13 protein-coding genes are annotated in these 13,340 nt (G+C 73.6%); 8 read left to right on the forward strand and 5 right to left on the reverse strand.

What is annotated here, in order from left to right; translation table 11 throughout:
* Window positions 1-10: 10 nt before the first annotated feature.
* The 3 genes from J5Y05_RS03380 to J5Y05_RS03390 form a co-directional block, all read right to left on the reverse strand.
* Window positions 11-676 carry a hypothetical protein gene (locus J5Y05_RS03380; RefSeq protein WP_210868217.1) on the reverse strand — a complete coding sequence of 222 codons (666 nt, stop codon included), beginning with the start codon at window positions 674-676 and terminating at the stop codon, window positions 11-13.
* Window positions 677-883: 207 nt separating this feature from the next.
* Window positions 884-1,948 (reverse strand): lipoate-protein ligase LplAB, encoded by a 1,065-nt coding sequence (gene lplAB, locus J5Y05_RS03385; RefSeq protein WP_210868218.1) that lies wholly within the window; start codon window positions 1,946-1,948, stop codon window positions 884-886.
* Between the two features lie 43 nt (window positions 1,949-1,991).
* On the reverse strand, window positions 1,992-2,957 hold the full coding sequence (locus tag J5Y05_RS03390; RefSeq protein WP_210868219.1) for a HAMP domain-containing sensor histidine kinase: 966 nt from the start codon (window positions 2,955-2,957) through the stop codon (window positions 1,992-1,994).
* A gap of 562 nt (window positions 2,958-3,519) precedes the next feature.
* On the opposite strand from J5Y05_RS03390, the gene J5Y05_RS03395 reads away from it, so the two are divergent.
* The gene (locus tag J5Y05_RS03395; RefSeq protein WP_210868220.1) at window positions 3,520-4,818 is read left to right on the forward strand and encodes an ArsB/NhaD family transporter; all 1,299 of its coding nucleotides are present in this window, start codon (window positions 3,520-3,522) and stop codon (window positions 4,816-4,818) included.
* A 108-nt stretch (window positions 4,819-4,926) separates the two neighbouring features.
* Window positions 4,927-5,217 (forward strand): DUF3040 domain-containing protein, encoded by a 291-nt coding sequence (locus J5Y05_RS03400; protein ID WP_210868221.1) that lies wholly within the window; start codon window positions 4,927-4,929, stop codon window positions 5,215-5,217.
* A 236-nt stretch (window positions 5,218-5,453) separates the two neighbouring features.
* On the opposite strand, the gene J5Y05_RS03405 is transcribed toward J5Y05_RS03400, so the two are convergent.
* Window positions 5,454-5,777: a hypothetical protein gene (locus J5Y05_RS03405; protein WP_210868222.1), complete on the reverse strand. Its 324-nt coding sequence runs from the start codon at window positions 5,775-5,777 to the stop codon at window positions 5,454-5,456.
* Window positions 5,778-5,934: 157 nt separating this feature from the next.
* Here J5Y05_RS03405 and J5Y05_RS03410 point away from each other — a divergent pair, with 157 nt between their 5' ends.
* The 4 genes from J5Y05_RS03410 (at window position 5,935) to J5Y05_RS03425 (ending at window position 9,588) form a co-directional block, all read left to right on the forward strand.
* Window positions 5,935-6,783 carry an inositol monophosphatase family protein gene (locus J5Y05_RS03410; protein ID WP_210868223.1) on the forward strand — a complete coding sequence of 283 codons (849 nt, stop codon included), beginning with the start codon at window positions 5,935-5,937 and terminating at the stop codon, window positions 6,781-6,783.
* A 133-nt stretch (window positions 6,784-6,916) separates the two neighbouring features.
* Complete coding sequence (locus tag J5Y05_RS03415) at window positions 6,917-8,326, forward strand: phytoene desaturase family protein (RefSeq protein ID WP_210868224.1); 1,410 nt, start codon at window positions 6,917-6,919, stop codon at window positions 8,324-8,326.
* Window positions 8,323-8,835, forward strand: a complete 513-nt coding sequence (locus J5Y05_RS03420) for an O-acetyl-ADP-ribose deacetylase (RefSeq protein ID WP_210868225.1) — start codon at window positions 8,323-8,325, stop codon at window positions 8,833-8,835. The genes J5Y05_RS03415 and J5Y05_RS03420 overlap by 4 nt, the downstream gene beginning before the upstream one ends.
* Before the next feature lie 234 nt (window positions 8,836-9,069).
* A complete protein-coding gene (locus tag J5Y05_RS03425; protein ID WP_210868226.1) occupies window positions 9,070-9,588 on the forward strand; it encodes a hypothetical protein in 519 nt (172 codons plus the stop codon).
* 68 nt (window positions 9,589-9,656) lie between these two features.
* On the opposite strand, the gene J5Y05_RS03430 is transcribed toward J5Y05_RS03425, so the two are convergent.
* Window positions 9,657-10,523 (reverse strand): MHYT domain-containing protein, encoded by an 867-nt coding sequence (locus tag J5Y05_RS03430; protein WP_210868227.1) that lies wholly within the window; start codon window positions 10,521-10,523, stop codon window positions 9,657-9,659.
* 239 nt (window positions 10,524-10,762) lie between these two features.
* Here J5Y05_RS03430 and J5Y05_RS03435 point away from each other — a divergent pair, with 239 nt between their 5' ends.
* Both J5Y05_RS03435 and J5Y05_RS03440 read left to right on the forward strand, forming a co-directional pair.
* Entirely contained in the window at window positions 10,763-12,349 is a 1,587-nt protein-coding gene (locus J5Y05_RS03435) for an ABC transporter substrate-binding protein (protein WP_210868228.1), read from the forward strand.
* Between the two features lie 20 nt (window positions 12,350-12,369).
* Complete coding sequence (locus tag J5Y05_RS03440; RefSeq protein ID WP_210868229.1) at window positions 12,370-13,338, forward strand: ABC transporter permease; 969 nt, start codon at window positions 12,370-12,372, stop codon at window positions 13,336-13,338.
* Window positions 13,339-13,340: the final 2 nt, after the last annotated feature.

Genomic DNA, 13,340 nt, shown 5'->3' on the forward strand with positions numbered 1-13,340 from the left:
GTCCGGAGGCTCAGGACTGGGCGGCCGTCAGCGCGGCCACCGCCTCCTTCGCGGCCTGGATGGCCCCCTTGTTGATCACGTCGGTGGCGGGGGCCTTCCCGCTCTCGAAGTCGCTGCCGTTGTAGGTGATCATCACCAGCGCGTTGGCGGCGCGGACCAGCACCGTGCCCTCGCGGGTCTCCTGCTTGTCCTCCGTGGTGAGGTTGACCACCGAGTACGCCTCGTCGCCCAGCCCCGGGACCTCGCCGCCGCCGCCGCGGTCGGCGACCCGCTCCTTGTACGACTTGCCGGCCGCCTCGTCGGTGGCCATCACCTCGTAGGAGACGTCGAGCCAGCGGTAGTCGAACCCCTTGAGCGCGTTCCACGAGCAGGTGCGGCGCACCTTCGTGTCGGTGGAGGGGATCTCCTTGCCGTCGGTCTTCGCGCCCGGCACCAGCGACGTGATCGTCTTCTCGGCGAGCACGCCGCACGGCGCGGGCGCGGCGGCATGGGTCTTGGTCACGGCCTCCGTCGCCGGGGCCGACGGGGACTGCGAAGCCTCGGGCTCGGGCGGTCGCTCACGCTCGGCGGCCGGTCTCGTCTCCGGCCCGGACGACAGGGCCCAGCCGGCCGTGGCGAGCACGGCGACCGGGGCGAGACGCGCGGTGAGGGCGAGGGGCAGGGGAAGAGAACGCACGGCGCACTTCTCGTGGGGGATGGTGCGGAGTGGGGTCCGCACAGCGGACGGGACGCCAGTCTCACACGAGACCCGGTGGGGCGGAAGGGCCAACTCGGACCGTGCCCGCGCGGTGACGCAGACGCACCCCGAAGCCCCCGGACGGATGCCCCCGGACCGTCACAGACCGGCGCGAACACCGCCGCGACGGCCGGGCGCGGGCGCCCGTCAGGGGACCCGGGCTGTCCACCGGGGAGAGGAGAACTTCTCCCGCGCCAGCTCGTGGGCGCGCGCCAGCTCGTCCTCGCTCACCTCGCCCTCGGTCAGCCCGTACCGGGCGGCGAAGGAGGCGACCATGCGGTCGATCACCGCCTCGCGGGGCAGGCCGGTCTGCCGGCGCAGCGGGTCCACCCGCTTCTTCGCGCTGCCGATGCCCTTGCCGGACAGCTTCTCCCGCCCGATGCGCAGCACCTCCAGCATCTTGTCCGCGTCGATGTCGTACGACATCGTCACGTGGTGCAGTACGGCGCCGGGGCGGCCCGCGTGCCCCACCATCCGCTTCTGGGCCGCGCCCGCGATCTTGCCCTGGTCGGTGGCGATGTCGTTCAGCGGCTGGTACCAGGCGCGGATGCCCATCTCGCCGAGGGCGCCGAGCACCCAGTCGTCGAGGTAGGCGTAGCTGTCCTGGAAGGAGAGGCCCTGCACCAGGGACTCGGGCACGGAGAGCGAGTAGGTGATGGTGTTGCCCGGTTCCACGAACATGGCGCCGCCGCCGGAGATCCGGCGCACCACCTCGACGCCGTGGCGGGCGGCGCCCTCGGGGTCCACCTCGTTGCGCAGCGACTGGAAACTGCCGATGATCACGGCGGGGGAGGCCCACTCCCACACGCGCAGCGTCGGCGGGCGCAGCCCCGCGGCGACCTCGGCGGTGAGCACCTCGTCCAGCGCCATGTGCAGCGCCGGCGGCTGCGGTCCCTCGCGGACGAGCTGCCAGTCGTAGTCGGTCCAGTCGGTGGCCTGGGCCAGCGCGCGGCGCACCGCGACGGCGACGCCCTCCGGCGTCAGCCCGTACATCACGGTGCCCTCGGGCAGCGCCGCCTCGATCCGCGCGGCCAGCCCCGCCGCGTCGGTGTCGGCCGGCACGCCCTCCAGCGCGCGGTTGACCGCGTCGAGCGCCTCGTCCGGCTCCAGGAAGAAGTCACCGGCCACGCGCGCGTGCTGCAGCACGCCGTCCTCGGCCTCCACGTCGACGACGACCAGCTTGCCGCCGGGGACCTTGTACTCACCGTGCACTGTCCTGCCTCCGTTCCCGCACCCCCCTCAACCGCGCGGGCGATCACGGTGTTCCCGCGGGCTCCGCCTCCGGATCGCGCACGGGCACGGTCAGCCGGACCTCGGTGCCGCCGCCCGGCACGGCCCGCAGCAGCAGGCCGGCGCCGATCAGCAGGGCCCGCTCGCGCATGCCGCGGATGCCGGCGCCCTCGGCGGTGTCGTCGATGCCGCTGCCGTTGTCGCGCACGCTCAGCTCCAGGGCGCCCTCGGTGCGCTCCAGGGTGAGGTCGACGCGGGTGGCGCCGGCGTGCCGGGCGGCGTTGGTGAGGCTCTCCTGGGCGACCCGGTACAGGACCAGGTCGGCGTTGTCGCCGAGGGCGGGCAGCCGGGGCTCGATGTGGTGCCGCACGGAGAGCGAGGGCCCGGTGAACTCGGCCGCGAGGGAGCGCAGCGCGCTGGCCAGGCCCAGCTCCTCCAGCACGCCGGGGAGCAGGCGGCGGGCGATGCGGCGGATCTCGTCCAGGCTGGCCCGGGTGGACTCCTGCACCTGGTGGAGCTGTTCCCGTACGGGGTCGGGGGCGCGGTCCGCGACGCGCTTGAGGTCGAGCAGGACGGCGGCGAGGGTCTGGCCGACCTCGTCGTGCAGCTCCTGGGCGACCCGGTGGCGCTCGGACTCCTGGGCGGTCAGGGCGCGGGCGGCGCTGGAGGCGCGCTCGGCCTCCAGCCGGTCGATCATCGTGTTGAAGGTGGCGATCAGCTCGGCGATCTCGCCGTGGCCGTCGACGGCCGGCCGGGCCCGGGGCCGCAGCAGGTCGGTGGTGGTCATGGTGCGCCTGAGCTGCCGCAGCGGGCCGAGGCCGATGCGGAGCAGTACCGCGTTGGCGATCAGGATCACGGCCAGGCCGACCGTGAGGATCGCCGCCTCGGTGAGCAGCACGGGTGTCGACACGGTGACCGGTCCCAGCAGCAGCGCGGTGGCCGTGACCAGCACCACCGCGTTGAAGAGGGAGATCCTCCAGAACAAGGGCACCTCGTACCGCCTTCCCTGACACGTCCCTGCTCCGACCGCCGCCTGCGCGACGGTCCGACCCAGATTGGGTGCCGCGAGCGCCGGGGTCCATCGGTCCTGGTACCCATTTCTCCCCGTTTCCGCTGACCACGGCCCTGATCTACAGGTCGGGTACGCACGTAATTGGGTGGCGTCCCCAATGGTGGGGGGTGGGGGCTTCGGGCGAGGGTGTAGGCAATCCCCCTTTCCGGCCCAGTGAGTGTCCTTGCGGCGGCCGCCGCTTCGTGACGCCCTCGTCTGGTGCTCCCCGGTTCTCGACGGCCGTACCGCCCGCGGCCCGCCTCCCCTCGCGGGAGACGCGCGGGCGCGGCTCGCCGGCGGGCGTGAGACGCCGTCGGCCGGTCGTTGACGAGAGGAGCCGGGCCATGAAGACAACGCCGCAGAAACTGGGGTGGACCGAGGCGGTAGACGAACCGGGGCCGCGCCGCGCGGGGTCCCGCCGAGGCACGCCCGCGCCCGGCGTGCGTCCGGCCGACGCCATGACGGCCGGCTCGATCAGGGTCCGCGCGGGGGAGGACACTGGGTGAACATCACGACATGGCTCGCCGTGGCGGTGTTCGCCGTCGTCTTCGTCCTGATCGCGACCGAGTGGGTGCACCGGGTCGCCGCCGCCCTGGGCGGCGCGGTCGCCATGCTGCTCATCGGCGCGACCGAACCTGATCACGCCTTCTTCTCCGCCGACTCCGGCATCGACTGGGACGTCATCTTCCTGCTGCTCGGCATGATGCTGATCGTCGCCGTGCTGAAACGGACCGGTCTCTTCGAGTTCATCGCCATCTGGGCCGCGCGCAAAGCCCGCGGCAGACCGTACCGGCTGATGGTCCTGCTGATCCTGGCGACCGCGATCCCGTCGCCCTGGCTGGACAACGTCACGACGGTCCTGCTCATCGTGCCGGTGACGATCTCGGTCTGCCGGCAGCTCGGACTGCCCGTCATCCCCTATCTGATCGCCGAGGTGATGACCTGCAACATCGCCGGAGCCGCCACCCTGATCGGCGACCCGCCCAACATCATGATCGGTTCCCGGGCGGGGCTGTCCTTCAACGACTTCCTGATCCACATGACTCCGATCGTCGTCGTGCTGACGATCGTGTTCATCCTGATGAGCCGGTTCCTCTTCCGTGGTGCCTTCCACCACGACCCCGAACGCGTCGCCGCCGTCATGGAGATGAATCCCCGTGAGGCCATCAAGGACATGCGGCTGCTGATCCTCAGCGGTGTCGTGATGAGCCTGGTGATCGCCGGTTTCGTCCTCCACACCGTCCTGGACATGGAGCCCTCCGTCGTCGCGATCTCCGGCGGCCTGGTGCTGCTGGCCGCTTCCCGGCTGAACCCCACCGAGGTCGCCCGGGACGTGGAGTGGGACACGCTGGCCTTCTTCGCCGGTCTCTTCGTCATGGTCGGCGCGCTGGTGCAGACCGGTGTGATCGGCGAGTTGGGGCGGGCGGCGGCCGAGGCGGCCGACGGCCGGCTCTTCGGCACCGCGATGGCCCTGGTCTTCGGCTCCGTCATCCCCTCCGGCCTGATCGACAACATCCCGTTCGTGGCGTCGGTCAGTCCGATCGTCGCCGAGATCGTGGAGTCGGCCGGTGGCCTGGAGGAGGCGGGCATGCTCTGGTGGGCCTTCGCGCTCGGCGCGGACCTCGGCGGAAACGCCACGATCATCGCCTCCTCGGCCAACGTCGTGGTGGTCGGGATCGCCGCGCGGGAGGGACACCACATTTCCTTCTGGCAGTTCAGCCGCTACGGCCTGGTGGTCACCGCCACCACGGTCACCATCGCGGCGGCCTATGTCTGGTTGCGCTACTTCGTACTGGTGTGACGTGATGCCGCCTACCCCGCGAGGAGAACAGATGGACCGCAAAGGAGACCGCCCCGCCCGCCTCACCCGCCCCACCTGCCTGCGGCCCCGCGCCGGAAGGGAGGAGCCATGCCCCGATCACCTGACGACCGGCTCGCCGAGATCGAGGCGCGACTGCGCCGTGAGGACCCCCGTTTCGCCCACGCCCTGGCGAGCGGCCTGCCCCGCCGCTCCCGTGACCGACGGCGCCGGTGGCTCTGGCTGCTGCTGGTCGCCGCGCTCGCGGCGCTCGGCGCCGGCATCGTGCTCCCGCACGGGCTGCTCATCGCCGCCGGGCTCGTCCTGGCCGGTGTGGCGGGGGAGTTGCTGGCACCGGGACCGGACCCGCCTCCCCGGCGCACCTCCTGGCCGAGGCGCTGACCGCGGTGGCCGGCACGGACACGCCGGCCGGACCCGGCTCGGCGGGGCGTCCGGGGGGTCCGGGGCGTCCGGGGGGTCCGGGGCGTCCGGGGGGTCCGGGGCGTCCGGCGGGTCCGGAGCGTCCGGAGCATCCGACGTGTCCGGAGCGTCCGGCGTGGACGTGATGCCGAAGCACCCCTGGAGGCACGCCTCCTGAGTCCCCTCTCCGCCCGGCCGGCCCGGCCGGGCGGAGACACTCAGCGACCGCCGGGCCCGCCGGGGAGCGCGTCCCCGCGCCGCCTCGCCGACGCCCGCACCGCCTGAACGCCCGTCAGGACGACGGTGAGCACCAGAAAGAGCACGGCGAGCGGCACCGGGTTCTCCGTCCCGGCCATCATGCTGATCCCCCCGTCGCCGTCCCGCGTCGACCGGAACACCATCGAGCCGAAGAACGCGCTGCGGTCGACGTCCCCCGCGGTGTCCGCGGTGAACGCCAGGGCCGACAGGGTCACCACCACGGTGGTCACCGTCAGCGCCGCCGCCCCCGCGGCGGACCTTCCCACCGACCGTATGCTGATCATTCCGTACCCCCCTTTTTTCTTGTACGTCCCCGGCGGACGGCCCGAAAACACGTGCCGCACCCGGCCGAGGCCGCCCCGGGACGGGTGTTCACCTCGATTCCACCCGGAATACACGGGCCGAGTGGGGTTTGTCAGTGCCTCGTGCTCTCATGGAGGCATGATCGAGGACTACGAAACCATCGACGAGTTTCTCACCCGGCACGCCGGCGACGTGGAGGAGGCCGTCCGCAAGGCGGCAGCGCAGGAGATCATGCCCCGCTGGCGGCGGCTCGCCGACGACGAGGTCGACCAGAAGTCCGGGCCGCACGACCTGGTGACCGACGCGGACCGCCAGGCCGAGCTGCACCTCACCGAGGCCCTGCGCCTGCTGATGCCGGGCTCCGAGGTCGTCGGCGAGGAAGCGGTGCACGACAACCCGGCGAGCTACGAGGCGATACGGGGCGACGCCCCGGTGTGGATCGTCGACCCCGTCGACGGCACCCGCCAGTTCGTGCGCGGCGAGACCGGCTTCTGCACGCTGGTCGCGCTCGCCCGGCACGGCACCGTGCTCGCCTCCTGGACCTACGCCCCCGCACAGGACCGTTTCGCCACCGCCCGGCGCGGCCGGGGAGCCTTCCTGGACGGCGTACGCCTGCACGCCGGACCGCCCGAGCCCGGCCGCGACCTGCGCGTCGCCACCTCCCACCCCGACTACACGACCGACGACCAAAAGCGCGCCCTGCTCGGCCTGCGCGTCCCCGGCGTGGCCCCCCGCCCCTGCGGTTCGGCCGGCCTGGAGTACCTGGACATCGCCCTCGGCCGCGTCGACGCCACGGCCTTCTCGTGGGAGGCGGCCTGGGACCACGCGGCGGGCATCCTCCTGGTCGAGGAGGCCGGCGGCATCCACCTGGCCCGGGACGGAGAGCCCTTCCGCATCACCGGCGGCAACGACCTGCCGTTCACCACGGCCCGCGACGCGGCCACCGCCCGCCAGGTGGCGGCCCTCCTCGCGGGGGAACCTGCCTGACGCGGCGGGAGGGGGCCGGCCGGGCCCTCTTCCCGGCCCCCGGCCCCACCCGCGACCGGTACGTGTCGGTGCCGGCGCCTATCCTGGAGAGTCAGTGCCCGTCGGCTGACGAAGGGGTCCCAAGGTGGCGTCGATGCTCGATGTGGTCGTGGTGGGAGCGGGGCCGAACGGGCTGACCGCCGCCGTGGAGCTGGCCCGGCGCGGCTTCTCCGTCGCCGTCTTCGAGGCCCGGGACACGGTGGGCGGCGGCGCCCGCACCGCGGAGCTGACCCTGCCCGGCTTCCGGCACGACCCCTGCTCCGCGGCGCACCCCCTCGCCATCAACTCGCCCGCCTTCCGCGACCTCCCCCTGGAGCGGTACGGCCTGCACTGGCTGCACGCCCCGCTCCCCATGGCGCACCCCTTCCCCGACGGTTCGGCCGCGGTGCTCTCCCGCTCGGTCGGCGAGACGGCCGCCTCCCTCGGACCGCGCGACGCGGGCACGTACCGCAGGCTGGTCGGTCCCTTCCTCCCCCGCTGGGACACCCTGCTGCGCGACTTCATGTCGCTGCCCGGCACCGCGCTGCCCCGCGACCCGGTCACCCTCGCCCGCTTCGGACTGGCCGCGCTGCCCCCGTCCACCTGGCTCCTGCGCCGCTTCCACGACGAGAAGGCCAAGACCCTCTTCGCCGGTCTCGTCGCCCACGTCATGGCCCCCCTCGGCGGCATCGCCACCAGCGGCGTCGGCCTGGTCTTCGCGCTGGCCGCGCACGCCCGCGGCTGGCCCGTGGCCCGCGGCGGCTCCCAGGCCCTCTCCGACGCCCTCGCCGCCCTCCTCACCGACCTCGGCGGCGCCGTCCACACCGACTACGAGGTCAAGCGCCTCGACGACCTGCCGCCCGCCCGCGCCTACGTCTTCGACACCTCGCCCACCGCCCTGGCCCGCATCGCCGGCCTCGGCAGCCACTACGCGGGGTACCGGTACGGCCCCGGCGCCTTCAAGATCGACTACGCGCTGGACGGCCCCGTCCCGTGGACCGCCGAGGCCCCCCGCCGCGCGGGCACCGTGCAGATCGGCGCGGACAGCGCGGAGATCGGCGCCGCGCTGAACGCCGTCTCCCGCGAGGGCCGCGCCCCCGCCCCGCCCTTCCTCATCACCGTGCAGCCCAGCGTCGCCGACCCCACCCGCGCCCCGGAGGGCAAGCACGTCTTCTGGGCGTACGGGCACGTCCCGCACGGCTGGACGGGCGACCTCACGGACGCCATCGAACGCCAACTGGAGCGCTTCGCCCCCGGCTTCCGCGACCGCGTCCTCGCCCGCGCCACCGCCGGCCCCCGCGAACTCGCCGCCCACAACGCCAACTACGTCGGCGGCGACATCGCCACCGGTGCCGTCTCCGGCCTCCAGACCCTGCTGCGCCCCAAGCTCTCCCTGACGCCGTACGCCACCCCGCACCCGGCCGTCTTCATCTGCTCGGCGGCCACCCCGCCGGGCCCCGGCGTCCACGGCATGCCGGGACACAACGCGGCCAAGGCCGTCTGGCGGAGGCTGAGGCGCGCATGACCCCCCGCATCACGCTGGTCCGGGGCGACATCACGCGCGAGAGCGCCGACGCGATCGTCAACGCCGCCAACTCCTCGCTGCTCGGCGGGGGCGGCGTCGACGGCGCGATCCACCGGCGGGGCGGTCCCGCGATCCTGGCGGAGTGCCGCCGGCTGCGCGCCTCCCGGTACCCCGAGGGCCTGCCCACCGGCCGGGCCGTCGCCACCACCGCGGGCGATCTGGACGCCCGCTGGGTGATCCACACCGTGGGCCCGCGGTTCTCCCGCCGGGACGACCGCTCGGAGCTGCTGGCCTCCTGCTACCGGGAGTCGCTGCGGGTGGCGGACGAACTCGGCGCCCGCACGGTCGCGTTCCCGGCGGTCTCCGCGGGCGTCTACGGATGGCCGATGGACGACGTCGCCCGGATCGCCGTGGAGACGGTGCGCTCGGCGCGGACGTCGGTCGAGGAGGCGCGGTTCGTCCTCTTCGACGAGGGCGCGCACGAGGCGTTCACCGCGCGGCTCGGCTGAGACCGCCCGCGGGGCCCGGCCCCCGTCCACGCGAGGGCGCCCGCCCCGCGGGGTGACCACGCGCTACCCCGGGCTCCGCCGACCGGGGGACGCCGCCGTGGCAGCCGCCGGACGGCCGGGGCGGGCGCGGGCATGCTGGTGCCCGTGACCGGGCCGGTGCCCGCGCCGTGCCCGTGCCACCGGGACGCGCGCCGTCCCCGCCGTGAGACGCCGACGCGAGGGGAACGGAGCCCAGTGGCCGGACAGGGACGGGCCCCCGCGCCCTCCGAGGCGGAGACCGACGTGCTGGTGGACCGCCTCAAGGAACGCCTCTACGCCACGATCACCATGATCGCCGTGGTGGTCGGGCTCGCCTACGGTCACGCCGGGCCCACCGGCGCCGTCGCCACCGTCCTCACGGCCGCGCTGGGCCTGTGGCTGGCCGCCCTCGTCGCCGACCAGCAGGCCCACCGCACCGTGCACGGCCGCTTCGCCACCGGCAGGGAGCTGCGCCGGATGCTCCACGTCAGCAGTCCGCTGCTCTCCTGCGCCGTCGGCCCGCTGGTGCTGACCGGCCTCGCCGCCCTGGACGTGCTCTCCCTGTACGCCGCCCTGCTGGTCTCCGCCGGGGTCCAGGTCGCCTCGCTCTTCGGATGGGGCTGGACGGCCGGGCGGCGGATGGGCGGGGGCACGCTGCTGCCGCTGCTCGCCGGGTTCGTCGACGCGGTGATCGGCGCCGCGGTGGCCCTGGTGAAGGCCGCCGCCGGGCACTGACCGGCGGGGGTGTCACCCCTCGCGGCGAGAAGGCGCCCCCGTGGCGGCAGGCCGCGGGGCGTGGTCCCTCATCCGCCCGGACGCCGGTGGGAGAGCGGCGGGGTGGCGTCCCGCCCGGTGCCCCCGTCGTGCCCGGTGGCTCCGTCCCGTCCGCCGCCCGCGGCCCGGCCGTGGCGCGGTCCCCGGTCCGTCTCGCTCTCCCCGAGCACCATCTCCGGGTCGAACATGACGACCACCGCCGCCACCACCAGCACCGCCATCGGACCGGCGATCATGGCCAGCAGGAAGGAGAGCAGACCGGCCGAGGAGTGGTTCATCGGCACCGTCTGGTGCAGGTGGACGCTGACCGCGGCCATGCCGGTGTAGTGCATGCCGCTCACGGCGACGCCCATGACGAGGCTCGCCGCGAGGGTCGCCCAGAAGCCGCGCACGGAGACCGCGGCCCACAGCGCGGCCGTGGCCGCCACCACCGCGATGACGACCGACAGCGCCACGACCGCCGTGTTGTACCGGATCTCGCCGCCCGTGTGCATCGCGGCCATACCGATGTAGTGCATCCCCGCGACACCGAGGCCGGTGAAGACGCCCGCCGTGCCCAGCGTCGCCGGGCCCGAGCCGCGGTAGCCGACCAGGAACACCCCGACCGCGACCACGGCCACCGCGACCAGCAGGCTCAGCAGCGTGAGCTGGGTGTCGTACTGGAGGACGGCGCCGTCCACGCTGAAGCCCATCATCGCGATGAAGTGCATGGACCAGATGCCGCAGCCGATGGAGACGGCCCCCAGGCTGAGCCAGCCGGCCCGCCGGCCCCCGGGGCCGCGGCGCATCGACCGCACCGTGCAGCGCAGGCCGAGCGCCGACCCCAGACAGGCCATCAGGTAGGCGGCGACCGGGGTCACTGCCCCGTAGTGGAAATCGGTCACTGTGGCATTCACGTCCACGTGCCTTTCTCGACGCGCGGCGCGCGCAGCACGGCGCGGAACGTCGTGTCACGAAGGGAAGACAATCGGCGAGATCACGCCACGTGGCTGAATCAATCACACGTGTGTGGTTCAGGTGAAGATCGGGTCTCTGTGGCTTCTGTCACGAACCGGACGGTTCCGGCGTCCGCTTGACCTTCAATTGCGACTGATGTGCAATAGCTGTTCACCAGCAACAATCGCGTGGGGGAGACATGACGACCCGTCGGATACGAAGTGCCGCCGCCGCGGTGGCCTTGGCCGCCGGGGCCGCGGCCTGCTCGGCGCCGGGCAGCGGCACGGGCGACGCCAAGGCGGCCGAGTCCGTCGTCATCGGGGTCGGCTCCGAACCGGACACCCTCAGCCCCCTGCTGGGCTACGGCAAGGACGGCAACTCCAAGATCTTCGACGGGCTCCTCGCCCGCGACGCGGACATGGGCCTCAAGCCCGCCCTGGCCACCGCCCTGCCCGAGGTCGCCGACGACGGGCGCACCTACACGTACACCCTGCGCGAGGGCGTCACCTTCAGCGACGGCGAGCCGCTGACCGCCGAGGACGTGGTCTTCACCTACCGCACCGTCCTCGACCCCAAGACCAACAACACCGCCCGCAGCGAACTCGACGCCATCCGCGAGGTGCGCGCCGACGGCGACGACAAGGTCGTCTTCTCCCTGAAGTACCCCTACGCGCCCTTCGCCGCGCGGACCGTGCTGCCCATCGTCCCCGAGCACAAGGCGGGCGGGCAGGACCCGAACACCGGCTCCTTCAACACCCGCCCGGTCGGCACCGGCCCCTACGTCCTGGCGGGCTGGAGCAAGGGCGAGAAGCTCACCTTCAAGGCCAACCCCCGCTACTGGGGCGGCGCTCCGAAGGTGAAGTCCTTCACCATGGCCGTCATCGCCGACGACAACGTCCGCGCCACCCGGCTGCGCTCCGGCGACCTCGACGGCGCCGTGCTGCCGCCCAACCTCGCCGCCACCTTCGGCAAGGACACCGGCAAGAAGCTCCACGAGGCCAAGTCGTACGACTTCCGGGCCGTCACCCTGCCCACCGCGGGCAAGGTCACCGGCGACCGGGACATCCGCCGCGCGCTGGACGCCGCCGTGGACCGCCAGGCCATGGTGGACAAGATCCTCGACGGCGCGGGCACCCCCGCCTACGGGCCGCTCCCCACCGACGACCCCTGGTACGCCAAGGGCATCGAGCGCCCCCGCGACCTCAAGGGCGCCACGGCCCTCCTGGACCGGGCCGGGTGGAAGCCCGGCGCCGACGGCGTCCGCGCCAAGGACGGCAGCCGCGCCTCCTTCACCCTCTTCTACCCCTCCGGCGACAAGGTCCGCCAGGACCACGCCCTCGCCTACGCCTCCGACGCCAAGAAGGCCGGCATCGAGGTCAAGGTCGAGGGCGCCACCTGGGAGGTCATCGAGCCGCGCATGGGCGAGGACGCCGTCCTGGCCGGCTTCGGCAGCGTCGGCGACCCCGACTTCGGCCTCTACACCCTGCTGCACTCCTCCCTCGCCGGCGACGGCTTCAACAACATGCCCGGCTACGACAACCCGGCCGTCGACCGCGCCCTCGACACCGCGCGCCGCGCCCAGGACGAGGGCGAGCGCCGCACCGCCTACACCGCCCTGCAGAAGGCCCTGGTCGAGGACCCCGGCTACACCTTCCTCACCCACATCGACCACCTCTACGTCCTCGACGACCGCTGGGACGGGCTGACCACCCAGCTCGAACCGCACGAGCACGGCTTCGCCAGCGGCCCCTGGTGGAACATCGAGGACTGGCAGCCGAAGAAGTGACACCGCTTCCCTGGGGGGCGATGGCCCGCATGACGGGGCGGCGGGCGCTGTTCGCCGTCCCCGTCGTCCTCGTCGTCACCCTCGGCGTCTTCGCCATCGCCGCCGTCTCCCCGTTCGACCCGGTCAAGGCGTACGCCGGCAGCGCCGCGCTCGGCGCCGACCAGGAGACCCTGGACCGGCTGCGCGCCAACCTCGGCGTCGACCAGTCCTTCGCCGCGCGCTGGTGGCACTGGCTGACCTCCGCGCTCGGCGGCGACCTCGGCCACTCCACCGTCATGCGCCAGCCCGTCACCGAGGTCATCGGCGAACGCCTCGTGTGGAGCGCCCTGCTGTGCGCCGTCGCCTTCGCCGCCGCCGTCGTGGCCGGTGTCGTGCTCGGCGTCCTGGCCGCCCGGCGCCCCGGCTCGCTCACCGACCGCGTCGTCACCTCGCTCGCCTACTCCCTGGAGGCCGCGCCGGTCTTCTGGACGGCGCTGCTCGCCGTCTGGCTCTTCGCCCTGCACTGGGGCGTCCTGCCGGCCGGCGGTCTCACCGACACCGGCAGCGAGCTGGTCACCGCCGGCCAGGTGGCGAGCCATCTGGTCCTCCCCGCCGGGGTGCTCGCCGTCTCCCAACTGCCCTGGTTCACGCTCTACGTCCGCCAGGGCGTCACCGACGCCCTCGCCGAGGACCCGGTGCGCGGCGCCCGCGCCCGCGGCATCGGCGAGGGCACCGTCCTGTTCGGCCACGCCCTGCGCTCCGGACTGCTCCCGGTGCTCACCCTGATCGGCTCCCGGGTGCCCGAACTCATCACCGGCGCCCTGCTGGTGGAGTCCGTCTTCAGTTGGCCCGGCATCGCCGCCGCCACCGTGGAGGCCGCCACCGCCGTCGACTTCCCGCTGCTGGCCGCGCTCACCACACTCGCCACCGCCGCCGTCCTCGCCGGCAACCTCCTCGCCGACCTGCTCTACGGACTCTTCGACCCGAGGGTGAACCTCCGTGACATGTGACG

The sequence above is a fragment of the Streptomyces tagetis genome, from assembly GCF_018069565.1.
Classification (GTDB): domain Bacteria; phylum Actinomycetota; class Actinomycetes; order Streptomycetales; family Streptomycetaceae; genus Streptomyces; species Streptomyces tagetis.